The organism is Lentibacter sp. XHP0401 (assembly GCF_025751535.1).
In the GTDB taxonomy this organism is placed as follows: Bacteria; Pseudomonadota; Alphaproteobacteria; order Rhodobacterales; family Rhodobacteraceae; genus Lentibacter.
Window position 1 is genome coordinate 173,101 of record NZ_JAOWLC010000005.1, and the last position, 23,423, is coordinate 196,523.

The 23,423-nt window shown below is 53.2% G+C and carries 21 protein-coding genes; 9 read left to right on the forward strand and 12 right to left on the reverse strand.

Annotated features, from left to right (window positions below; translation table 11 throughout):
• Positions 1 to 459 precede the first annotated feature (459 nt).
• From OE750_RS08630 to OE750_RS08640, 3 genes are read left to right on the forward strand one after another with little or no spacing between them, the layout of a single operon-like run.
• Entirely contained in the window at positions 460 to 1,065 is a 606-nt protein-coding gene (locus OE750_RS08630) for a TetR/AcrR family transcriptional regulator (protein WP_263763547.1), read from the forward strand.
• Complete coding sequence (locus tag OE750_RS08635; protein WP_263763549.1) at positions 1,062 to 2,420, forward strand: efflux RND transporter periplasmic adaptor subunit; 1,359 nt, start codon at positions 1,062 to 1,064, stop codon at positions 2,418 to 2,420. The genes OE750_RS08630 and OE750_RS08635 overlap by 4 nt, the downstream gene beginning before the upstream one ends.
• Positions 2,417 to 5,506 carry an efflux RND transporter permease subunit gene (locus tag OE750_RS08640; RefSeq protein ID WP_263763551.1) on the forward strand — a complete coding sequence of 1,030 codons (3,090 nt, stop codon included), beginning with the start codon at positions 2,417 to 2,419 and terminating at the stop codon, positions 5,504 to 5,506. The genes OE750_RS08635 and OE750_RS08640 overlap by 4 nt, the downstream gene beginning before the upstream one ends.
• Before the next feature lie 2 nt (positions 5,507 to 5,508).
• Here OE750_RS08640 and OE750_RS08645 read toward each other — a convergent pair whose 3' ends face one another.
• Entirely contained in the window at positions 5,509 to 5,658 is a 150-nt protein-coding gene (locus OE750_RS08645; RefSeq protein ID WP_263763554.1) for a hypothetical protein, read from the reverse strand.
• On the opposite strand from OE750_RS08645, the gene OE750_RS08650 reads away from it, so the two are divergent.
• Complete coding sequence (locus tag OE750_RS08650) at positions 5,657 to 7,018, forward strand: glutamine synthetase family protein (RefSeq protein WP_263763556.1); 1,362 nt, start codon at positions 5,657 to 5,659, stop codon at positions 7,016 to 7,018. The two genes, OE750_RS08645 and OE750_RS08650, sit on opposite strands and share 2 nt — an antisense overlap.
• Positions 7,019 to 7,046: 28 nt before the next feature.
• On the forward strand, positions 7,047 to 8,192 hold the full coding sequence (locus OE750_RS08655; protein WP_263763558.1) for an iron-containing alcohol dehydrogenase: 1,146 nt from the start codon (positions 7,047 to 7,049) through the stop codon (positions 8,190 to 8,192).
• A gap of 87 nt (positions 8,193 to 8,279) precedes the next feature.
• Here OE750_RS08655 and OE750_RS08660 read toward each other — a convergent pair whose 3' ends face one another.
• The 9 genes from OE750_RS08660 to OE750_RS08700 form a co-directional block, all read right to left on the reverse strand.
• The gene (locus OE750_RS08660) at positions 8,280 to 9,134 is read right to left on the reverse strand and encodes an ABC transporter permease (protein ID WP_263763560.1); all 855 of its coding nucleotides are present in this window, start codon (positions 9,132 to 9,134) and stop codon (positions 8,280 to 8,282) included.
• The gene (locus OE750_RS08665) at positions 9,131 to 9,994 is read right to left on the reverse strand and encodes an ABC transporter permease (protein ID WP_263763562.1); all 864 of its coding nucleotides are present in this window, start codon (positions 9,992 to 9,994) and stop codon (positions 9,131 to 9,133) included. The genes OE750_RS08660 and OE750_RS08665 overlap by 4 nt, the downstream gene beginning before the upstream one ends.
• The gene (locus tag OE750_RS08670) at positions 9,991 to 11,100 is read right to left on the reverse strand and encodes an ABC transporter ATP-binding protein (RefSeq protein WP_263763564.1); all 1,110 of its coding nucleotides are present in this window, start codon (positions 11,098 to 11,100) and stop codon (positions 9,991 to 9,993) included. Before OE750_RS08670 ends, OE750_RS08665 begins: the two co-directional genes overlap by 4 nt.
• Positions 11,101 to 11,166: 66 nt before the next feature.
• On the reverse strand, positions 11,167 to 12,225 hold the full coding sequence (locus tag OE750_RS08675) for an extracellular solute-binding protein (RefSeq protein ID WP_263763566.1): 1,059 nt from the start codon (positions 12,223 to 12,225) through the stop codon (positions 11,167 to 11,169).
• Positions 12,226 to 12,335: 110 nt separating this feature from the next.
• Positions 12,336 to 13,337, reverse strand: a complete 1,002-nt coding sequence (gene ugpC / locus OE750_RS08680) for a sn-glycerol-3-phosphate ABC transporter ATP-binding protein UgpC (RefSeq protein WP_263763568.1) — start codon at positions 13,335 to 13,337, stop codon at positions 12,336 to 12,338.
• Between the two features lie 2 nt (positions 13,338 to 13,339).
• Complete coding sequence (ugpE, locus tag OE750_RS08685; RefSeq protein ID WP_263763743.1) at positions 13,340 to 14,176, reverse strand: sn-glycerol-3-phosphate ABC transporter permease UgpE; 837 nt, start codon at positions 14,174 to 14,176, stop codon at positions 13,340 to 13,342.
• 8 nt (positions 14,177 to 14,184) lie between these two features.
• A complete protein-coding gene (gene ugpA / locus OE750_RS08690; protein WP_263763570.1) occupies positions 14,185 to 15,066 on the reverse strand; it encodes a sn-glycerol-3-phosphate ABC transporter permease UgpA in 882 nt (293 codons plus the stop codon).
• Between the two features lie 45 nt (positions 15,067 to 15,111).
• Positions 15,112 to 16,422 carry a sn-glycerol-3-phosphate ABC transporter substrate-binding protein UgpB gene (ugpB, locus tag OE750_RS08695; RefSeq protein ID WP_263763572.1) on the reverse strand — a complete coding sequence of 437 codons (1,311 nt, stop codon included), beginning with the start codon at positions 16,420 to 16,422 and terminating at the stop codon, positions 15,112 to 15,114.
• Between the two features lie 141 nt (positions 16,423 to 16,563).
• Positions 16,564 to 17,451: a hydrogen peroxide-inducible genes activator gene (locus tag OE750_RS08700; RefSeq protein WP_318527993.1), complete on the reverse strand. Its 888-nt coding sequence runs from the start codon at positions 17,449 to 17,451 to the stop codon at positions 16,564 to 16,566.
• A gap of 122 nt (positions 17,452 to 17,573) precedes the next feature.
• Between OE750_RS08700 and OE750_RS08705 the strand changes: the two genes are divergently transcribed.
• From OE750_RS08705 to OE750_RS08715, 3 genes are all read left to right on the forward strand, one after another.
• Positions 17,574 to 18,218, forward strand: coding sequence for a peroxiredoxin (locus OE750_RS08705; protein ID WP_263763576.1), 645 nt, complete (start codon positions 17,574 to 17,576; stop codon positions 18,216 to 18,218).
• A 96-nt stretch (positions 18,219 to 18,314) separates the two neighbouring features.
• The gene (locus OE750_RS08710) at positions 18,315 to 18,758 is read left to right on the forward strand and encodes a Dps family protein (protein WP_263763578.1); all 444 of its coding nucleotides are present in this window, start codon (positions 18,315 to 18,317) and stop codon (positions 18,756 to 18,758) included.
• Positions 18,759 to 18,817: 59 nt separating this feature from the next.
• A complete protein-coding gene (locus OE750_RS08715) occupies positions 18,818 to 19,687 on the forward strand; it encodes an MBL fold metallo-hydrolase (protein WP_263763580.1) in 870 nt (289 codons plus the stop codon).
• 11 nt (positions 19,688 to 19,698) lie between these two features.
• Here OE750_RS08715 and OE750_RS08720 read toward each other — a convergent pair whose 3' ends face one another.
• Entirely contained in the window at positions 19,699 to 20,463 is a 765-nt protein-coding gene (locus tag OE750_RS08720) for a helix-turn-helix transcriptional regulator (RefSeq protein ID WP_263763582.1), read from the reverse strand.
• A 65-nt stretch (positions 20,464 to 20,528) separates the two neighbouring features.
• Between OE750_RS08720 and OE750_RS08725 the strand changes: the two genes are divergently transcribed.
• The gene (locus OE750_RS08725; protein ID WP_263763584.1) at positions 20,529 to 21,902 is read left to right on the forward strand and encodes an SLC13 family permease; all 1,374 of its coding nucleotides are present in this window, start codon (positions 20,529 to 20,531) and stop codon (positions 21,900 to 21,902) included.
• 131 nt (positions 21,903 to 22,033) lie between these two features.
• Here the strand turns inward: OE750_RS08725 and OE750_RS08730 are convergent, their stop codons facing one another.
• A complete protein-coding gene (locus OE750_RS08730) occupies positions 22,034 to 23,422 on the reverse strand; it encodes a M20 family metallopeptidase (protein ID WP_263763586.1) in 1,389 nt (462 codons plus the stop codon).
• Between the last annotated feature and the right edge of the window lies 1 nt (position 23,423).

Sequence of the window (23,423 nt, forward strand, 5' to 3'; positions counted from 1 at the left end):
GCAAAATAGGATTTTGGCGAAGAAACTACTGCGATTCAAAGTTTCGGCTGCAAGTGTCGCTACACATCCAATTGACCACACCTTCCCCACTTGCAAAGTGTCGAGCTTAGCAAAGAAAGGCTATCTCGACCGTTCATTTCAGTCCTTACCAACATCATGAGTGTTCTTGCCACTCATCCAATAAACCTGAGGGTAAACCGCTCCTACCAGCCGACAGTACTAGAGACATAACCCCACCCTCTGTCAGGTTAAGATCGCCTTCTAGAGAAATATACTCAACAACAGCGTTGAGAAAACGAATAGAGAAACTCACCCTCTCTTTTGAACGAGTTTCAAGCAGACTGTTTTTGCGCTTGAAGTATTTGAAATTTCGAATAAGTTATAATCCTATAACCTATTGCAAAAATATTAATTTTTGCGCCACATAAGCCATAAGAAAAAGTCGCGAGTATAACTGCCATGATTGCGCGTAAATCTTCGGAAGATCGCAAGGTTGAAATACTAAATACAACGCTTGATCTGATATTCGAGGTCGGGGCGGACCATGTAACCACAAGTATGATTGCTGCGCGGCTTGGCTTGACACAACCGGCAATTTACAAGCATTTTCCCAAGAAAGAAGATATCTGGCACGCAATCACCAGTTCTCTGTGCGTGCAAATACGGGACAATGTAGCGCGTTCAACACAGGCAAAAGCCCCCCTCTTAGCCCTAAAGCGGCTTATCCTCGGTCATCTGAACCTCGTCTACACCACACCCGCTTTGTCCGAGATCATGGCAACACGCGATCCGGGTGGCAATCTGAACGACATTCGCCGCCACATCCACGAAGCCATGGGCGAACTTCGTGCGGCACTACACAGCAACCTCAGCGCAGCCAAAGCCGCTGGCCAATTGCGCACAGGGATTACCACTGAAGATGGTGTAATGCTTTTCTTCGGGATCATTCAAAGCCTTGTATTACGCCTTATCGTGACGCGGAATCCGTCGATTATCGCAAAAGACGCCGAACGATTATTCGATCTGCAACTGGCACTCGTTACACATGAAGGAGACAGCGCATGAAAACAGGCTTCAAACTGATCTTGATCACCTTGCCGCTTGCCGCCATCGGGCTCGGCATTCTGGCCTATGTGGTATCCAGCAGTCCTCCGCCAGAACGCCTTGAAGTTGCAGAACGCGCAGCGGCAGTACGAGTAATCACAGCGCAATCAATGACGGTCACGCCCTACATCACAGGGTTTGGCATAGTAGCACCCGAGCGCACATTTGAAGCCATCGCCGAGGTTGGCGGACGGATCGATTATGTAAACCCCGCCCTGCGCGACGGGCAAATCCTACCAGCGGGAGATGTCTTGTTCCGCCTCTCGCCTGCCGATTTCAACCTTGCCATTGCGCAGGCCAAGGCCAATATTCGCGCCGCCGAGGCCCGTTTGGTCGAGATTGACGTCTCCGAGCAAAACCAGCGTAACGCACTGGAGATAGAGCGCGAGGCACTGACCGTCAAAACCTCTGATCTTGAGCGGGCGGAAGCATTGTTCAGCGCAGGAACCATGTCGCAGGGCAACCGCGACGTGACCCGTGCCGCGCATCTGGCACAACGCCAAAAAGTGCAGGGTATCGAAAGTACACTCGCCCTTTTCCCAACCCAGCGCGCTGTCCAGATCGAACAAATCGCTGTATATAAAGCAAGCCTTGCTACAGCAGAATTAAATATGGCCCGCAGCGAAATCACCTTACCTTTTGCGGCGCGCGTGGCGTCTCATTCAATTGAAGTCGGACAATATCTAAAGGCAGGACAGACGGCAGCCACACTTGATGGAATAGAGCGTGCAGAGGTTGTTGTGCAACTGTCGATGGAGAGCTTTCGCGGCCTCGTCCGTTTGAGCCAAACCTCCCCACCGGAATTATTGTTGGACCCTTCCCAAATGATGCAGGCATTGCGCGGCTTGGGCATTGTCGCAGAACTGCAATTGAGGTTAGGCGCAGAAGTGGTGACTTGGCCCGCCACGGTTGACAGGATCAGCGACGGAATCAACCAGCAATCTGGCACCGTAGGCGTTGTGGTGGTGGTGGAAAACGCCTATGGCCGCACGGGAGAGAATATCCGCCCGCCCCTGACAAAAGGCATGTTCGTTGAGGCCGTGCTCAGTGCGACAGCTGTTCAGGGCGTAGTTTTGCCGCGCAGCGCCCTACGCGACGGCAAGGTTTTCATGGCCGACGCCGAAAACCGTCTGCAAAGCACTTCCGCAACACCGCAATTTGAACAAGGCGAGATCGCCGTTTTCACTAATAAAATTGCCGAAGGAAGCCGTATTGTGCTTGTCCCGCCAGTACCCGTCATTGAGGGGCAGTTGCTTGATCCTCACACCGATGAAGCCGCTATGATGCGGCTTTTGGCAGGGGATGCGCAGCAATGATCCGTTTTTTTGCGGCCCACCCCACAATCGCCAATCTTCTGATGATCCTTTTTCTTGCTGCGGGTTTGCTCACAACTCCGACCTTGCTGCGCGAAACCTTTCCCCGAAAGGCACTGAGCGAAGTCGAAATCAGCGTGCCTTACCCTGGTGCGCGGCCAGAGGAGGTGGAAACCGCAATTTGCGAGAGAATCGAGAATGCCTTAGATGCCATAACAGGCGTTGACCGTCAGTCCTGTGAAGCACGTGAAAACCTGGGCCGTGCCGTCGTTAAAATGCGCGAAGGCGACAACTTCCAGACCTTCTCTAACGATGTCAAAACCGAAATTGACGCGATAACCGATTTCCCCGAACGGGCCGAAGCAGCAACGATCAAACCGCTGGGGCGCACCGATTTTGTCGCCTCGGTGGCTATCACCGGCCCACAGACACGCACTGATCTATACAGCTATGCCGAAGATATACGCACCAAGATGTTGCGGTGGGGAGGCATCCCCAAGGTCGATATTCGTGGCTTCTCCACACGCGAATTCCAGATCAACTTGCGTCCTGAAGACTTACAGAAATTCGGCGTCTCAGTTTTGGATGTTGCGCGTTCCGTGCAAGCCAGAAGCCTCGATTTACCCGCAGGCAGCATTGAGACTGCGACAGAAACCCTATTGGTGCGCGTAGCAGAAGAACGGCAGGACACTGCATCACTTGCCGCCTTGATCGTGCGATCCTCGGCCCAAGGCGGGCAAGTAAGGCTGAGCGATATCGCCAATATCTCGGCTGGTTTCGCGCAGGACGACGACGTCATTTTGTTCGACGGTCAACCTGCCGCCATTCTTGACGTGACCAAGCCTCCATCTGACGACAGCTTACGCACGCTGGACGCGCTGCAAGCCTTTTTGGAGGCTGAACGCATGCAGGCTCCTTCTAAAGTGACGCTGACTATTACTGCAGATGGCGTATCAGTTGTGCGTGAACGTCTGGCGCTGGTGGTGGTCAACGGGCTGCAAGGACTGGCTCTGGTATTTGCCGTTCTGTGGCTCTTCTTTGGCTTTCGCTTTTCCTTCTGGGTGGCGATGGGGCTGCCGGTTGCCTTTATGGGGGGCGTCGCGCTGATGTCGCTCGTCGGCTATTCGCTCAACCTAATGACATCGCTGGGCCTACTAATTGTGATCGGATTGTTGATGGATGATGCCATCGTGATCGCCGAAAACATAGCCCGCCAGCGCGAGAAAGGGCTTAGCCCGCTTGAAGCGGCTGTTAAGGGAGCGGAGCAGGTCTTTCCCAATGTGCTCGCATCCTTCGGGACTACGGCAATGATTTTTGGCTCCCTCGCCTTCTTGTCAGGTGATCTGGGTGCAGTTCTGCGAGTTGTGCCAGTGGTCATGCTGTTCGTGCTTTTGGTTTCGCTCGTTGAAGCTTTCCTGATTTTGCCGCATCACCTCATTCATGCACTGGGAGAGACAAACAACGCCACAGGTCTGCGCGCACGAGTCGAAGCAGCCGTGGACTGGACCCGCGAAGGCCTTGTCGGGCCGCTGGTCGATCTCACTATCCGTTGGCGCTATGCCGTTGCCGGACTGAGCCTCACGGTGCTTCTCCTATCGGTTAGCATGCTGGCGGGTGGATACCTCAAGTTCACCGCCTTCCCCGAACTGGATGGGGATACCATCGTGGCACGGGTTTTGCTGCCGCAAGGCACGCCACTGGCCCGCACCAATGAGGTTGTCGCGCAGCTAGAAACAGGGCTGGACGAGGTAAACGCCACACTCAGCCCCAAGCAACCCGATAGCGCCAATTTGGTGCGGCATGTTTCGATTTTTCACGGCGTAAACAGCGATGCTTTCGAGACTGGCGCACATGTTGTCACAATCAGCGTTGATCTGCTGCCCTCGGCCGAACGGATCAACAGCCCCGACGATATCATGGAGTTATGGCGCGATACCGTTGGCCCCGTACCCGATGTGATCAGCCTCAAATATGCCGAAAGCACGATCGGTCCCGCAGGCATCGCGATTGATCTGCGCTTGAAAGGCGATGATCTGGGCGCGCTTAAGGCCGCATCCGTCGAGTTGCAGGACTGGCTTTGGCAATATCAGGGGGTGACATCGGTTCTTGATGATTTGCGCCCGGGCAAACGAGAGCTGCGCATAACCCTCAAAGACATTGCAGGACCAATGGGCATTACTGCAGCAACAGTCGCTGATCAACTGCGCGCCGCCTATATCGGGAGCACCATCAGCGAGATGCAGGACGCTGGCAATTTGGTCGAGCTTACCGCACAGTTTGGCTTGTCAGATCGAAGTGATCGTGATGTCTTTGAATACTTCACAATTAAGCGCGCCGATGGCACCTATGTGCCGTTAAATGTCGTGGCCAATATCGAGACAAGTCAAGGCTACAGCCGGATCAACCACGAGAACGGTATCCGCACTGTGACAGTCCAAGGTTCTATCGACACCCGCATTGCCAATGCAAACGCCATTGTAAGCGACACGATGGCGCGGTTTTTACCTGAATTACTGAAGCGCCATCCGAGTGTTACGCTGGATGTCGAAGGACAGAATGCAGAAGCAGGCAAAACCCAAAAGTCCATGCTCAAAGGCTTCCTCATCGGCCTCTTGGGCGTGTTTCTACTGCTCAGTTTTTTGTTCCGCTCCTATGTTGAGCCACTAGTGGTAATGCTGGTGATCCCTCTCTCATTACCCGGCGCAATTTTCGGACATATGGCTATGGGTCTCGATTTCTCCATGCCAAGCATGCTGGGCTTTGTGGCGCTAGCCGGCGTCGTAGTTAATAATTCCATCCTGCTGGTCGATTTTGTGAAACATGAGCACGCCGATGCAGAATCGGTTTCAATCGCCGCAGCGCGCGCTGCACGGGCGCGGTTTCGGGCAATCTTCCTGACAACCACAACAACCACCGCTGGCTTGCTACCGATACTTACAGAAACGAGTTTGCAAGCACAGATTCTAATCCCTCTCGTCGCCAGTCTGGTCTTCGGGCTACTCGCTGCTAGCCTTGTGGTGTTATTCGTGTTGCCCGCGATCTACTCAATTCTGGACGATTTAGGCCTGAGCACACTTAACGAAAGATAATGTCAGCGTAAAAACACTGTCACACCGCGCCACCCGTTAGCCCCTTTGATGACCTTGCCAGCAGGCTGGTCCTCTATATACTTTTGGTTGACCACAACATAAACGCGGGTGTGAATTATGCCCATGTCATCCTGAAGAATGGACACAGCCATGCCCCGCACTCTCAGTTTTGAAGAGCTCAAGAAGCACGCCATAGATGGAATCATTGATACCGTTCTCGTCTGTATGGTGGACATGCAAGGCCGTTTGATGGGCAAGCGTTTTCATGCAGTGAATTTCGTGGAAACTTCATATCGCGAAACCCATTGCTGCAACTATCTTTTAGCCACCGATCTCACGATGGCCACCCCGTCGGGATATGCCTCTACCTCGTGGCAGTCTGGCTATGGTGACTACGTCATGAAACCCGATCTGGGCACTATCCGTCTGGTTCCATGGCTTGAAGGCACCGTAATGGTGCTCTGCGATGTGCTCGACCACCATGAGAACCCAGTGCAGCATTCGCCCCGCGCTGTTTTGAAAAAACAGATCGCACGACTGGCCGAACTTGGATTTGAAGCGATGATGGCGACAGAACTGGAGTTTTTCCTCTTCGCTGATACCCTCGATACAATTCGCGAAAACGGTTTTCACAATCTCAAGCCGCTCAGCGCCTACAACGAAGACTATCATATTTTCCAGACCACCAAGGAAGAGAACGTGATGCGTCCGATCCGCAATCACCTTTTCGCCGCCGGTTTACCCGTTGAAGGCAGCAAGGGCGAAGCCGAAGCAGGGCAAGAAGAGTTGAACATCCGTTACTCTCCCGCGCTCAACTGCGCCGACCATCACACGATCGCCAAACATGCGATCAAAGAAATCGCGTGGCAGCAGGGCCATTCAGCTACATTCGTGGCAAAGTGGCATCACGACAAGGTCGGCTCATCCAGCCATGTGCATCAATCGCTTTGGGCCGATGGAAAGCCAATGTTTGCTGACAGTTATGACAAACTGGGCATGTCCGATCTCATGAAAAGCTACATGGCCGGGCTGATTGAATACGCCCCTGATTACACTTATTTTCTCGCCCCCTATATCAACAGTTACAAGCGCTTTGCAAAAGGAACCTTTGCACCCACTAAAACCGTCTGGTCCGTTGACAATCGCACTGCCGGCTTCAGGCTTTGCGGAGCCGGAACCAAAGGTGTGCGAGTTGAATGCCGCATTGGCGGCTCCGATATCAATCCCTATCTTGCTCAAGCCGCAATGCTGGCCGCTGGTATCAAGGGAATCGAGGAAAAGATGAAATTATCGTCGCCCACCAAAGGCGATGTTTACAAAGACGAAAAGGCGGGGGATATCCCGCAAACTCTACGCGATGCGATTGATAAACTCCGTAACTCTGTATTTTTACGCGAAGCAATGGGCAATGATGTTATTGATCACTACATTCGCTGCGCCGAATGGGAACAGGAAGAGTTTGATCGCATCGTAACCGATTGGGAAGTCGCGCGCGGCTTTGAACAAGCCTGAATCCTATCACCTCAAGAAAGCCCGAGACATGACCCTAAGAGCCAACTGGTCCTACCCAACCGCCATCCGCTTTGGCGCGGGACGCATTTCCGAGCTCGCCGACGCCTGTACATCTGCCGGCATTGCTAAGCCCTTACTTGTCACCGACAAAGGGCTGGCAAATCTTCCTATCACGCAGACTACACTTGACCTAATGGAAGCAGCTGGCCTTGGCCGCTCAATGTTCTCTGATGTGGACCCAAACCCAACCGAGCAGAACGTCGAAGCAGGTGTGCTGGCCTATAAGACTGGCGGCCACGATGGTGTAATCGCCTTTGGCGGCGGCTCTGGTCTTGATCTGGGCAAGGCCGTGGCTTTCATGGCAGGACAAACCCGTCCTCTGTGGGATTTTGAGGATATCGACGACTGGTGGACGCGCGCAGATGCCAATGCCATTGCGCCCATAGTAGCAGTGCCGACCACGGCAGGAACCGGTTCCGAAGTCGGGCGTGCCAGTGTCATCACAAATTCGCAGACCCATGAGAAAAAGATCATCTTCCACCCTAAGTTTCTGCCTACCGTAGTCATTTGTGACCCAGAGCTGACAGTCGGCATGCCTGCCGCCATTACAGCGGGCACGGGAATGGATGCGTTTGCCCATTGTCTTGAAGCATTCTGTTCGCCGCATTACCACCCGATGTCCCAAGGCATTGCGCTGGAAGGCATGCGGCTGGTGAAGGACTACCTGCCCCGCGCCTACGCCGATGGAACCGACATTGCCGCGCGGGCACATATGATGTCTGCCGCCGCCATGGGAGCCACGGCCTTCCAGAAAGGTCTCGGAGCGATCCACGCCCTTAGCCATCCGATTGGCGCAGTCCATCACACGCACCACGGCACCACCAATGCGGTCTTGATGTTACCGGTTCTGAATTTCAACCGTCCCAAGATCAGAAAGCCTTTGGCGCGAGCGGCAAATTATCTGGGTATTTCAGGCGGCTTCGATGGCTTCTGTGCATTTGTCAGTAATCTCAACACAAGCCTGTCGATCCCTGCGAACCTGACGGAACTCGGCGTCGCAAACCCTGACATCGATGCACTGATTGCCTCGGCCTTGCGCGACCCCTCTGTGGGTGGCAATCCTGTTGCGATGACAGAGCACAATACCAAAGCGCTGCTGTTATCGTGCTTCTAGGCTCAGCATCATTTCGATGAAAGCACTACCTATGCGCGGTCACCCAAATGTGGAAGCCGTGCATTACAGTCCGTTTTCAAGTGCAGGCTAATCCTCCCGTTTCTGAAGCAGAAGTGACGCCAGCCCCAATAAAGCCGAAACCACAATTAGCAACAGAGACACCGCGTTCAACACGGGTGTCGAGCCAAGCTTGAGGCGGTCGAACATGGTGATTGTCAGCGGCGCATCGGAGCCAACAAGCATCAGCGTGGTGTTGAAGTTCTCAAAACTCATCAACACAGCGACCACCCCTGCCGCCGCCATCGCTGGAAACAGAAACGGTAGCGTCACCGCTCGCACTGCGCCCCAATGCGTCGCGCCAAGGTTCAGTGCGGCTTCTTCAAGAGAGGGGTCAAACTTTTGTAAACGCGCCGAAATGACCAGCGTAGCAAAGGTGGTGATAAATGAGAACTGCCCCAATACCACAAGGATCAAACCAGGGCGCAGCCCGTCAAACCAAAGGCCCGTTGCATCTTCTAAGAAATTGGCAGCCGAGGATGAAAACACCAAAATAGAAATTCCCAAAATAATGCCTGGGATGATGAGGGGGAGCAGCATCAAAATATATAGAAATCCCTTACCGCGAAATTCGTGTCGCACAAACAAGAAGGCGTTGCAGGTGCCTACAAACACGGCCAAGAGCGACACCCAGAACGCGACTATGCCAGAAGTTACAATAGACCGCAGGATCGGCCTCTCGTGAAACACCCCGATGTAAGGCGCGTCATTGCCAAAAAACCACGCCCATGTGAATCCCTCCCAAGGCAGCGATGGAAATACAGAATCGTTAAAAGCAAAGACACAAACGGTGGCGAGGGGTAACGCGAGATAGATGAAAAACAACGTCACGTAGGCTTTATAAGCCCATTTGAAACCAGTGCTTTGCGGAATACCCGTGATCATTGCGCCATCGTCTTTCCTAGAGATTGACGTGAAAGCTTAAGTCCGACAAATACGATTAGCGAGGACAGGCCCAAGAGCAAGAAGCCAAAGGCCGACCCAAGCTCCCAGTTAAACCTTGTGATAAACTGGCTGTAAATCAGCCCTGTAAACCACAAGCTGTCTTTACCGCCCAGTAGGATCGGGGTGAGATAATTCCCCAAGGACAGCATGAACACCACAATACAGCCAGAAACGATACCGGGCATGGCATGCGGAATGACAATTTCGCGAAGTATGGAAAACCCGCTGGCACCAAGATCGTAGCCCGCCTCTATCAGGCTGTCATCAAGACTGTCGAGCGTCGTAATCAGTGGAACAACCATGAACAACATCGAGGTGTAAACCAGCCCCGTCATGATCGCTGCATCGTTGTAAAGCATCTCGACAGGCCCACCGATTAGGCCCAAGTACTGCAACACATTAGAAATAACACCCGTCTCCCGCAGCAAGATCATCCAACCGAATGTGCGTACTAGTTCGCTCACCCAGAAGGGAATAAGACACATCAGAAACAGCGTAGTTTTCGTGCGCCCTCGTGTCAGTTTGGCAATGTAATAGGCAATCGGAAACCCGATCAGAAGCGTCAGAACTGTTGACGCAATCGACATATACGCGGTGCGCGCAAAGGTGTTCCAATAGAGAGGCTCGTTAAAAAAGACAGCATAATTGGCAAAGCTCGTCTCGTATTCACGCACACCCACTTTTTCCCGAAGTGAAACCAGAAACATACCGACATGCGGTAATATGATCAGCGTTACGAGCCAGATCAGCAGGGGAGCCATCAACAACCAGAAAGCAAGTTTGGAGCGATCTGAACTCATTTTTCAATCCCAGCCCTGTAGCAGCGGGTTTGCTGCGAAGCCCAGCCGAAAGAGATTACATCACCACGCTTCAGATCTCGAAACTCCCCAGTCTGCGGCAGCGCCACATTCATTTCCGCACCAGTCATCTGATCACGCAAAATCAGCTGGCTGTTGGCGCCGTTGAACAGCACGTTTTCGACCAGACCTTGCCCGCTATTTTCCATTCCGGCCACGTCAGAAGACTTGCGCGACAGTCGCACCGCCTCGGGTCGCACGAAGACATCAATCTTGTCACCCTTTGACAGCCCATGCCCTGCATTCAAACCCAGTAAGGTCTGGCCATAGGAAGTGACCATGTGAACGGCGTCACCAGTTTTACCATCAACGGTCGCTCCAAAGCGGTTTGCCTCGCCCACAAAACCAGCAACAAAGGCTGTATTCGGCTCGTAGTATAGTTCTTTGGCAGTGCCGACCTGCTCAAACACACCATGGTTCATTACTGCAATCTGATCACTCATCACCAAGGCTTCAGACTGGTCGTGCGTGATGTAAACAAACGTCGTATTGAACTCGGATTGTAACTGCTTGAGTTCAACTTTCATGTGTTCACGCAATTTCAAATCAAGCGCTCCAAGAGGCTCATCCAATAGCAGAACATCCGGCTCCAGCACCATGCACCGGGCAATCGCCACACGTTGCTTCTGTCCACCAGAAAGCGAGCTGACGGGGCGGTCCGCTACGCCGCCCAGGCCAACACGCTCTAGCACTCGCTCGACTTGTTTCGTGACATCTGTCTTGTTCACGCCGCGCTGGCGCAAGCCGAAACCTACGTTGGCCCCGATGTTCATCATCGGAAAAAGAGCGAGATGCTGAAACACCATCGAAACTGGCCGCTTATTGGGCGGCACATCCAACACCGATTTGCCCTTGATCAGCAAATCTCCTCCGCTGGGTTTCTGAAACCCTGCAATCATACGCAAAAGCGTGGTCTTACCACAGCCAGACGGCCCTAAAATGGAAAAGAACGTGCCTTGCGGAACGCTGAAACTAACGTCTCTAACGGCTTTGAACGTATCAAAGCTCTTGGAAATCGAGCGGCATTCCAGATCGGGGATATCAGACATTGAAGCAGACCTTAAATGAAAACAGGAAGCGCGGCGAGCGCGCTTCCTGAATGTGTCTCACCAAATTTATTTGGCGGCGTTGATCCGGTCCAAAGCGGCACCTTCCAGTGCTTCAAGCCCTGCGGGAACCGTTGGATACCACTTGATGTTATCAATCGCCTCCTGAGAAAAGCTTGCCTGATACTTGGCTTTGAGAGCATCATCGACACCGGCATCCCCCCCTTTGGAAGCGGTGAAGTTGCCTGCCGAGGTGGTGATCATGGCTGCAATTTCGGGTTTTGAAACAAAATTTATCCATGCATAGGCCGCATCGTCGGCCCGACCCCGCGCTGGCAATACGAACGTATCGATCCAACCTAGCGCGCCAGATGTTGGTGCAACAAACGTGATGTCTTTATTGTCGTCGTTCAACTGCCAGCCGCCCGTATCCCAAGCCATCGCCGCAACGATTTCACCAGAGCGGATCAGGTTTTTCAACTCGTCCCCACCGTCCCAATATGTTTTCACATTGGGTTTGCACTCGACAAGCTTCGCTTCGACTTGGTCGAGTATCTCTTTATAGGCCGCTTCATCGCCATAGGCCGCAAAGGGATCTAGACCCATTGAAAAAGCAAATCCGATCAAAGTCGGGCGCTTGAGGCGGTAAGACACTTTGCCAGCATAAGTCGCGCTGCAGAGGTCGGTGTAATCCTTTACATCGCCAGCTTCGGCAGTGTTTACAACCAAACCGGATGTGCCCCAGATATGTGGAACGGCATAAACTTCGCCATCAACCGTGGTGTTGCCCGCGGTCGCGGCAAGCATCGAAGGGATGAATAGAGATGCATCAATCTTGGACATATCCAACGGCTTGTAGATGCCGAACTCTGCCTGCGGCCCCGCGATGCGGTCCTGGCTCGGCTGAGCGAGGTCAAACCCTCCACCATTGGTAGCACGCAGCTTGGCAATCATTTCTTCGTTGTTGGATTTTGTAACTTCAACAGTGTGGCCAGTCTCTGCCTCAAACAATGCAATCACATCCTCCGGCGCATAGCCGCCCCAAGTGAGCAGCCGTAGTGTTTCTGCTTGCGCGGCAGATGTCAGCGCCATGAAAGCGACTGTCGGTAGAACAAATCTCGTGGTCATCTTTTTCTCCAATTTATACTGGCTACGGCTGTACCGCACCAAACTTCCCCGTCGGTAGCGTTTACGTATGACACTGACGTGACAAATAATGACTATTCATTGCAGTAATATCAGCACCGTCTGCCCTGCGAGTCAAAGAATAATCGGTCACCAGCATCCCAATCCAGATGCACCACCGCTCCCTCGCTTGGCACAGGCCCTGCGGCATTCTGACGGATGGTGGCACTCGCGCCCTGCTTCAGCTCGACATGCACCAGTGTTTCAGCTCCGAGAGCTTCGGTGTAAATTACAGTGGCCTCTTTTCCAGTCCGTGCAAACCGCATATGCTCAGGCCGGATACCGAGCGTTTTCGCTCCGCCTGGTGCATCATTGGCCATTTCAGAGGGCAGAAAATTCATCGGCGGCGACCCGATAAAGCCTGCAACAAACTGCGTCTGCGGATTGGCATAAACTTCGAGCGGCGCACCGATCTGATCAGCCTTTCCCGCGTTCATCACGATCATTCGGTCCGCCAGCGTCATCGCCTCAACCTGATCATGGGTCACATACAAGGATGTGACTCCCAGGCGACGCTGTAACTGCTTGATCTCCAGTCGCATCTGCACCCGCAGCTTTGCATCAAGGTTTGACAGCGGTTCATCAAAAAGGAACACTGATGGTTTACGCACAATCGCCCGCCCCATCGCAACCCGCTGCCTTTGTCCACCAGATAGTTCACGCGGGCGGCGTTTCAGGTAACTTTCCAGTTGCAAGAGTTTTGCTGCCTCATGCACCCGCTCGACAATCTCCGCCTTCGGCTTCCCTGCAATTTTCAACCCGTAGGCCATATTATCAAACACCGTCATATGTGGGTAAAGTGCGTAGTTCTGGAACACCATCGCTATGTCCCGTTCCATCGGCTCACTATCGTTGACCCGCTCACCCCCAATCTGGACTTCACCGTCCGTGACAGTTTCTAGCCCTGCCACCATGCGCAGCAATGTCGACTTGCCACACCCAGAAGGACCGACAATCACGATGAACTCACCATCCAGAACCTCCAGATCGATCCCGTGTATCACTTGCGTTTTTCCAAAGCTCTTTTTGAGCTCTTTAAGAGTCACTGTCGCCATGTCTATTTCTCGCTGTCTACAAGGCCGCGGATGAACAGCTTTTGCATGCTGATCACCACAATCACAGGCGGGATCATCGCCAAAATCGAGGTTGCCATGATAACCGGCCAATCCGCCGTATCATCGCCGCTCGGAAACATCTGTTTGATACCCATAACAATGGTGTTCATCGAGGGGTCCGTAGTAATCAGTAGCGGCCACAGATACTGGTTCCAGCCATATATGAACAAAATCACAAAAAGCGCAGCAACATTTGTGCGGCTCATTGGAAGCAGGATATCCCAGAAGAAACGCATTGGCCCCGCGCCATCGACACGCGCGGCCTCGGTCAACTCGTCTGGAACGGTCATAAAAAACTGACGAAACAAGAACGTCGCGGTGGCTGACGCGATCAGTGGAAATATCAGGCCTGAATAGCTGTTGAGCATACCAAAATTCGCAGCAACTTCGTAAGTTGGAACAATTCGCACTTCAACAGGCAACATTAGGGTCATAAAAATCAACCAGAAGAAAAGCCGCCGCCCGGGGAACTTGAAATACACGATAGCAAATGCGGACAGCAGTGAGATCACAATCTTGCCCACAGCGATACCCATCGCCATCACCAGAGAGTTAAGCATCATCCAGCCAACAGGCGCATTTACGCCCGAGATCAAAGCCCTGCGATAATTCTCGAAAAACTGGTCCCCTGGCAATAGTGGCATCGGTGGTTTTACGATTTCAGGTTGCGTCACTGTCGAGGCGACAAACGCAAGCCAGATCGGAAAAAAGATAAACAGCAGCCCAACAATCAGGCCCAGATGCGTCATCCAGCGTCCGACACCGCGTCTTTCCACCATGCCAGCCATCAGTAGTGCACCCGGCGCTCGATAAACTTAAACTGTACAATAGTCAGGATGCCGACAATCACCAGCAAGATCACTGATTGGGCGGCAGAGGAGCCAAGATCCTGCCCCACGAAGCCGTCCTTGAACACCTTGTACACAAGGATCGTAGTCGTTTGCTGCGGTCCGCCACTAGTAATCGTATGGATCACCCCGAAGGTTTCAAAGAAGGCATAGACAATGTTGACCACCAGCAAAAAGAACGTAACGGGCGACAAGAGCGGCCAGACGATGGTGCGGAACCGTGTCCAGAACTTTGCTCCATCAATCGCCGCCGCTTCAATCACGCTGCGCGGAATAGCCTGAAGCCCCGCAAGGAAGAACAGGAAGTTATAACTGATCCGGCCCCATGCAGAAGCGACCACGACAAGGCCCATCGCCTCCTCGCCGTTCAGAACATGGTTCCAGTCATACCCAAGCTGGCCCAGATACCAAGTTACAACCCCGACGCGAGTGTTGAACATGAAAAGCCACAAGACCCCTGCCACAGCAGGAGCCACAGCGTAGGGCCAGATCAGCAAGGTGCGGTAAACACCCGAGCCTTTGATCAATCGGTCTGCCAGCACGGCGAGGTAAAGTGCCACACCCATAGACACGAGCGTCACCAATATGGAAAATATGGCTGTCGTCACAAACGACGCGCGATAATAGGCGTTCCCCAACAGGTATTCAAAGTTGCCTAGACCGACCCACTGCATTGACAAGCCGAACGGATCCGGGATGAAAAGTGACTGATAGATCGCCTGCCCAGCTGGGTAGAAAAAGAAAACAGCTGTCACTACCAGTTGCGGGAGAACCAGCAGCAACGGCAACCATATGCCCTTGAAATTAACGCGCTTTTCCATATCAAAGCCCGCGCTCCGACAGATGCCAGAGCGCGGGAATTTCCTTTAGCGGTTTGTCTGTTCAAAACGGCGGAGCAGCTCGTCACCCCGCTGTTTTGCCGAGTCCAGAGCCGCCTGCGCGTCTTTGTCACCAGACCAGACAGCTTCAAGCTCTTCGTCGATAATCCCGCGGACCTGATCGAACGAACCCAGACGAATACCTTTGGAGTTTTCGGTTGGTGCATTGGCTGTCATCTGGATAACCGCAATATCCGTGCCAGGGTTAACATCATAAAACCCTTGTTCCTTGGTTAGGTCAGCTGCAGCCTGGGTAATCGGAAGATAGCCCGTATCCTGATGCCACTTCGCTTGGATTTCAGGCGATGAGAGGAAGTTCAAAAAGGCTGCAACACCTTTGTATTCCTCGTCAGGCTGTCCTGCCATAACCCACAAAGAAGCACCGCCGATAATCGTGTTCTGCGGTGCACCTTCAACATCTGACCAATAGGGCAAAGGCCGCACATCAAACTCAAACGTAGCCTCATCCTTGATACCCGCATAGCCTGCAGAACTCTCGGTGAAGAGTGCACATTCACCGCTACGAAAGTTTGCGCCGCTTTCATTTCGTCGGCCCGTGTAAATGAATTTTCCGTCTTTAGCCCATTCCCCCATGGTCTGAATGTGTTTGACCTGAATTGGGCCATTCATCGCCAACTCGGTGTCAACACCATCAAACCCGTTGGCTTTCGTGGCAAACGGCGTGTTGTGATAAGCTGACAGGTTTTCCAAGTGGATCCAGCTTTGCCATGCGGTTACTAACGGACAGGCATGGCCCGCATCTTTCAATTGGCCAAGCACATCTCCAACCTGATCCCATGTGTTCAGATCAACATCCGCATCAATTCCCGCATTCGTCAAAGCGTCGCGATTCACCCACAGAACCGGGGTGGACGCGTTGAACGGAAGAGAAAGCATCTGGCCACCACTTGTCGTGTAGTAGCCGTTGACCGACCCGATAAAATCATCTGGGTTAAAGTCAGCACCCGCATCCGCCATCACCTCATACACAGGCTTGATCGCTCCTTTGGCAGCCATCATTGTGGCTGTACCAACCTCAAAAACCATCAGGATGTCAGGCTGTTCTCCCGCACGGAATGCCGCGATCCCGGCGTTCAGCGTTTCTGAATAATTGCCCTTATGCGATGCCGTAACCTTGTAATCAGACTGTGAAGCATTGAAGGTCTCAACCTGTTCAGCCACCAGTTCCCCCAACCGCCCGGTAAAGGCATGCCAGAATTCCACCTCTGTCTGCGCTACAGCGGGCATTGCACTCACCAAAGCAGCAACACTCGCCAAAACTGTGTTTCTCAAAAACATTTGAATGTCTCCCCATTCTGATTTCCTAAGTCAGCCTAGAAGCTGACACCCTACGCTGGCAACTGTTCTTTCTCGCCGAGCTCGGGCCAACGTCTGACAGTTTTATATTACAGCACAATGACAGGACGTTCCGGACAGGGGTCATTCGTTAGTACCGCTCCTTGAAGCCCTCTTATGCTCTTCCAGCAGCAAACCTCCGAGCTTTTTGAAAACCTCGACTCTAGCTGATCCTGCACGCCACGCTAGGGCGACGCGGCGCGGACAAGCATCAGGAAGAGGCGTAAGCTGAATCTGTGTGTTGCCCACGACGCCTGCTTGTATTGCAAGGTTTGGAAGAAGGGTTATTCCCAACCCCTCAGACACCATCGCGATCAATGTGGTCAGGCTTGTTGCTGCAAAGCTGTCTTCAGAAGCGGCAATACGCCCAGGATAGGCCTCCAATGCGTGACGCTGGAGGCAGTGCCCCTTCTCCAGAAGCATAAGCTGGCCACTTTCTGTCAACTCCTCAGCGCCGTGTGGCAAGGGCCAACCGGCAGGCGAAGCCAATTGGTAACCGTCGTCAAAAAGCGTCATGGTTTCTAATGCCCCCGTCTCAAACGGTAAGGCGATCAGCACCAAATCAAGCCGCCCTGCCTTTAGCCCATCAATCAGGGCCTCAGTCATTTCTTCACGCAAATACACTCGCAGATCAGGAAAGGCGTTGCGGATCGCGGGCAAAGCGCGAGGCAGCAAATAAGGGCCAATGGTGGGAATGGATCCAAGCTTCAAGTCTCCTTCAAATGGATTCTTATGTGCCTGTGCCACGGCCTCAATCTCGGCTGCCCCCAACAAAAGTTCTCGGGCACGTTCGGTCAGTTCTTCACCTAATGGTGTCATTAAAACGCTGCGCCGTGTCCGCTCAATCAATTGCACACCGAGGCGGTCTTCGAGCTCCTTAATTCCCGCACTCAGCGTTGGCTGGGTCACGAAGCACAGTTCCGCCGCGCGTGAAAAGCTCAATGTGTCCGCAACAGCGATAAGATATCGCATTTGACGCAGTGTAATCACTTATTGATTTCCTCTATTACATTTAGCTTTATATTCAATTTCTCCTATCCATGTCCAGCCGCTATTTCTGTGACATCGAAACGCTGACATGAAGGAAAGCAGACATGACTGACCAGATACAAACCACTGGCGCCCGCTTGAACGAACCCGCCCCCGCATTTGATGCACCTACCACCCATGGTCGCAAAACACTGGAAGATTACCGTGGAAAATGGCTGGTGTTGTTCTCACACCCCGCCGATTTCACCCCTGTTTGCACAACAGAATTTATCGCCTTTGCCAAAAAGCAGGATGATTTCACTGCCCGCAACACCGAGCTCTTGGGATTGTCTATCGACAGCCACTACAGCCACATCGCATGGATGTTGAACATCAAGGAAAAGTTCGGTGTCGAGATCAAATTCCCGATTATTGCCGATCTTAACATGGCAGTTGCACAAGCCTACGGAATGATCCAGCCGGGCGCGTCGGATACGGCAGCGGTTCGGGCAACATTCCTGATCGATCCCGAAGGGGTTCTGCGTGCAATGGTCTATTATCCGATGAACGCGGGTCGCTCGGTGGATGAGATTTACCGCCTGCTCGTTGCAATGCAGACCGCTGACGAGAACAAATGTGCGATGCCGGAAAATTGGAAGCCAGGCCAGCCTGTGATCGTGCCGACACCCGCAACCCCCGAGGCTGCAATGGCCCGTGCCGAGGAAGGTTACGAGACTGTGGACTGGTATTTCTCGACCCGCACACTCTGAAACTTGAGCGGGCCTTTGAGGCCCGCTCACACCGACTTAAGTTATGCAACGAGGACTGCCCCGCCCTATCCACAGCCTCATAAAAGGAGACATCTCATGACCGCTGCATCGCAAAAGAATACCAACAGTTTGAAGTCCGTATTGGGCGAAACATTCCGCCTCTATGTTCAGACACACGGGTATCACTGGAACGTCGAAGGCCCCAGCTTTCGCCAGTTGCACGTGCTGTTTGAGGAGCAATATCAAAACCTCTGGGGCGCTTTGGACGAGATCGCCGAACGTATCCGCACCCAAGGGGCTCATGCACCCGGGTCTGTCGCTGAGCTAATGGCCTTGGCTGGTCCCGAGGACGCGACGGCGCAGTCGTCTGACGAGATGATCAGCAAATTGATCACTGGCCATGAAGTTTTGGCCGAGACCTTGCGCGCAGCCATCGAGACAAGCGGGGAGGCCGGGGATGAAGTTTCTGCCGGTATTTTGACCGACCGTCTGGAGTGGCATGAAAAAGAGCTTTGGATGATGAAAGCCAGCACCCGCTAAACCACTTTGGACACGCCTTCGGGCTGCCCCCACACCATATATCTAACTGGAGAAGACCAATGAGTAATCCTATCGTAAAAAGCTTCTGGGACAAACCGACTGGAAGCTGGCAATATGTGTTTCACGACCCCGAAACAATGAAAGGGGCGATCATTGATCCCGTGATGGATTACGATCCACTGGCAGGCGCGACAACAACCCAAAACGCCGAGAAGCTGTTGGAATATGTCCGTGAGACGGGCATCGACCTGGTTTGGATCCTCGACACCCACCCACATGCCGACCACTTTTCAGCCGCGCCGTGGCTCAAAGCGCAGACAGGCGCCTCCACCGGAATCGGTGAAAAGGTCACCAGTGTACAAACCCTTTGGCAGGGTATCTACAACCTGCCCAAAGATTTCCCAACAGATGGCAGTCAATGGGACAGGCTGTTCTCCGATGGCGATACATTTATGGTCGGCAATGTGCCGGTATCGGTAATGTTTTCACCTGGCCATACGTTGGCATCGATCACATATGTGGCGGGCAACGCCGCATTTGTACATGATACGTTAATGATGCCAGATAGCGGCAGCTCACGCGCTGATTTCCCAGGCGGCAGTTCAGTCGAGTTATTTAACAGCATTTCAGCCATCCTCGCCTTGCCGGAAGAAACCCGCGTGTTCGTCGGGCACGACTATGCCCCCAACCGGGAGGCGGCCTGTGAAGCAACGGTCGCCCAGCACAAAGCACTCAACATCCACTGGAAGGACAATCCTTCAGAGGCTGAATACCGCGCCGTGCGCGACGCCCGCGACGCAACCTTGTCACTTCCTAAGTTGATGTTGGCCGCCTTGCAGATCAACATTCGTGGTGGTCGCTTACCGAAGGCAGAAGACAACGGGCGTTCTTACCTGAAGGTCCCGTTGAATTACTTCGCGAGCCGCTAAACTCAACCTCCTTAGCGGTGATGGCGCCATTCAGTCGGTGTCATCCCGCTTTGGCGCCGGAAAGCAGCGACAAAGGCCGAAGGGCTTGAATACCCTAACGATGCGGCGAGCTTGGTGCTGCCGTGCCCACGCTGAATACCCTCAAGCGCCAGTACAAAACGCATCCGATCGCGCCAATTTCTCCATGTCATGCCAGTTTCGTTTTGAAAAAGCCGGCTTAGCGTGCGCTCGCTGATCCCCGCCCTCCTCGCAAGACGTGCTAGACTGCCAGCCTCTCGAGGCTCGGCCAGAATGTGCGAGATGATCTGCGCCAGTCGGACATCTTTACTACCTGGCAAATGCAGATCAGGGCGCTCAAGTCGCGAAATTTCGTCTAATGCAACCCAACCCAGGCGCCTCTCCTGTGCGTTAGGCAAGGGGTCGCCTTGCACCATTCGTCGCGCAATACCGCGCATCAATGGCGTTGCGCGCAAAACAGCGGGATGATCAGGCATAGCGATACGATCGCAAAATCTAGAATTCACTTGAAACACCTGAAATTCGATCCTGTCAGATGCCGCTACCAGTGGCGCCATTCCGGCAGGAATCCAGATTCCAAACCGGTCCGGGATAAACCAGCGATCTTCGGCCACCTCGACACGCATCATACCGTCAAAGCAGAACATTGCTAGCGCAAGGCCATTATCAACAAACCTGAGTGCGCCTTTTTCCAAGGGACCAGACCATACCACAACCGGACGCCGACCGAGTGGCGGAAATTCGACATTATTTGTCATATTGTCACTCTAGAACATCAACACCCCACGCGGTAGCCAAAAGGAAGATATAGACGAGGCCCAAAATGATCCGACTGAAAGAAACCATCTTAGCCATTGCACTTGCACTTGCCGCATGGACAGTGATTACCCTTCCCGCAGGTATGACGCCCGACCAAGGACTAACTTTCGGCATCGTACTCCTTACGCTCTCGCTTTGGGGAACTGGCCTTGTGCCAGGTTATGTAGCCTCGACTTTTCTATTTGTCTCGCTGATCCTGACAGGCCTATCCACCCCGCAAGAGGTTTTTTCAAGTTTCTCGTCCTCCGCAATCTGGCTGGTCGTTGCAGGGTTTGTAATAGGCGCAGCGATCACCCATTCAGGGCTCGGGGTGCGTATAGGAGCTTTGGCGCGACCACATCTATCCAAAAGCTATGCCGCGTTGATCGCTGGATTAATGGTACTGGGCATAGCACTGGGATTCGTGATGCCGTCATCACTCGGACGTGCCGCTGTGCTCGTGCCCGTCGGAATGACCCTCGCAGGCTCTCTGGGCTTGGAAAAAGACACTCTCGGGCGCACCGGCGTTGCTGTGATCATTGCGATCGGAACGAACATGCCGAGCTTTGCTATCCTGCCATCCAATATTCCTAACATCATCTTTTCAGGTGTTGCTGAACAATCCTTGGGCGTGCAATTCAGCTATGCTGACTATCTCATGCTGCACTACCCCATCTTGGGAGTGCTGAAGTCGGTTTTCATTGTAGGGCTTGTGCTCTATTTCTTTCCTGCACGCGTTTCAGCGGCCTCAGACGAGCCCGCGATGACCAGCCTGCCCAGCCGCAGTCAATTGGCGCTTTTAGCAATCCTGATGGTGACATTGGGTTTATGGTCGACCGACCAAATCCATGGGATCAATGCAGCCTGGGTCGGGCTGACAACCTCTCTGGTGTTAATGATACCAAAGCTTGGCTTTGTTCCGCCTCCAATTTTCAAATCCTCAGTCGATTTTTCAATGATTTTGTTTGTCGCGGGAGCGTTAACACTTGGGACCGTCGTTAACGCCAGCGGTTTGGGTAACATTATCGCGCACGCAGTATTGCAGATGTTGCCGTTTCAAGAAGGCCGCGACTTTCTGAACTTCATCTCACTTTCGCTTCTAGGCATCAGCACATCTATTTTCACTACATCGCCGGGTATGCCTGCCGTTCTCGTGCCCCTCGCACCAGAGTTGGCGCAAACGACCGACTTTTCTCTAAGCGCGGTATTGATGACGCAAGTCATCGGGTTTTCAACCATCCTGCTTCCCTATCAAGTCGGACCGTTGATTGTAGCAATGGGGCTAGCGGGTGAAAGCACACGACCCTTGTTGAAGGTCACATTATCTCTGTTCGTCCTCACACTCCTGGTTCTTGTACCGCTTGATTTTCTGTGGTGGAAAATACTTGGCCAAATTTAAGCAGAGCTACAATGGATTTTCATGCCACATCAGTTCGCAGGAAGCGCAACCAAGTGCCGGCATCAAGCGTTCGAAACGCTTTAGATCCAGTTGCTCGCTAATACTGTTCTGCAACACAACCTATATCAAACCTAGCTTTTCGGAGTCAGCCCATCACCGATATCCCAGAAAACTCCTGCCATCACACGAAGCGCATCACGACTAAGAGACTTCAGCACATGTTCATTCGGTGCGTGTTGCGAGCAGCCACGGTAGGAATGTGGTACCCACACAGTTGGCAAGCCTAGAATGTCGGCAAAACAATCGTTGGGGAGAGACCCTGCGAGATTGGGCAATACGTGCGGCGGTTGGCCACAAGTTTGCTCTATCGAAGAGGTCACGAATTGCACCCACGGATGCTTGGGATCAAGCCGTGTCGCGGCAAAGAAACCGCGATCATGCGGAACGATCTTGATTGCTTCATATCCAAGCGCATCCAAGTGACGGCGCAAAGCGGGCAGGATATCCTCCTGATCCGTCCCAACAACATACCGCAACTGACATGTTGCACGCGCCATATCAGAGATCGCATTCACCGGAGCCGCCGGTACACCGCTTGTCATCGCCAGCACGGCAAAGCTGTTCCAGCCGTAGACACGCTCGGCAGGTGTCAAGCTTTCTTCACCCCACTCTAGGTCGACAGCTGGCCCTTCCCCTCCTGTAACAGGCAGCCCATCAAGAGCCTTACGGATATCATCCGTCAGACTGTCAGGCCGCCATTCAGAGATCTGGATTTGCCCACGGCGGTCAACAATCGTCGCCAGCGCGTGAGCCATAATAATCGCCGGATCGGCCAGTAACCCACCCCAGTTTCCCGAATGATGCGCGCCCTCACGCAACGTGAGTTCAAGATCAAACGTAACACCGCCGCGTGAGCCCATAAACACGGTCGGCACTTCGGGCTGCAAACGAGGACCATCAGAAGCAATCAACACATCGGCTGTCAGCTGGTCTTTGTAGCTGTGGAAAATGTCAGCAAGCCCGCTTGAACCAACTTCTTCGCTCATCTCCAGAATGATACGCACATTAAAGCCAAGTCTGCCGCGCACACTCAAAACGGCTTCAAGCGCCGCAATGTTGATCAAATGCTGCCCCTTGTTGTCAGCAGTGCCTCGACCGTAGAGCTTGTCACCCTCTTCAACGAGTTCAAAAGGCGCCAGCCCCTCTTTCCACATACCTTCCTGCGCGCGGATCACGTCGCCATGTCCATATGTCAACACGGTTGGCAGGTCATCCCCTTCGCGTCTTTCTCCGATTAAAAGTGGTCCACCGCGTGCGTCGGGGTTTTCAACAATTTCAGTCGTAAAGCCGAGCGCTTCGAGCCGAGGCTGCATCGCCTCCTTGAGATAACGCATCAATTCTGGCGCAGCGTCGGGGTTCTGGCTTTCCGTAGGGTAGGCAACCAAAGCAGATAGCTCGCTCTGGAATGTGCCCACGTCAAAATAGGTCGTAACGGCTTTGATAGCTGCTTGGCGGCTCATG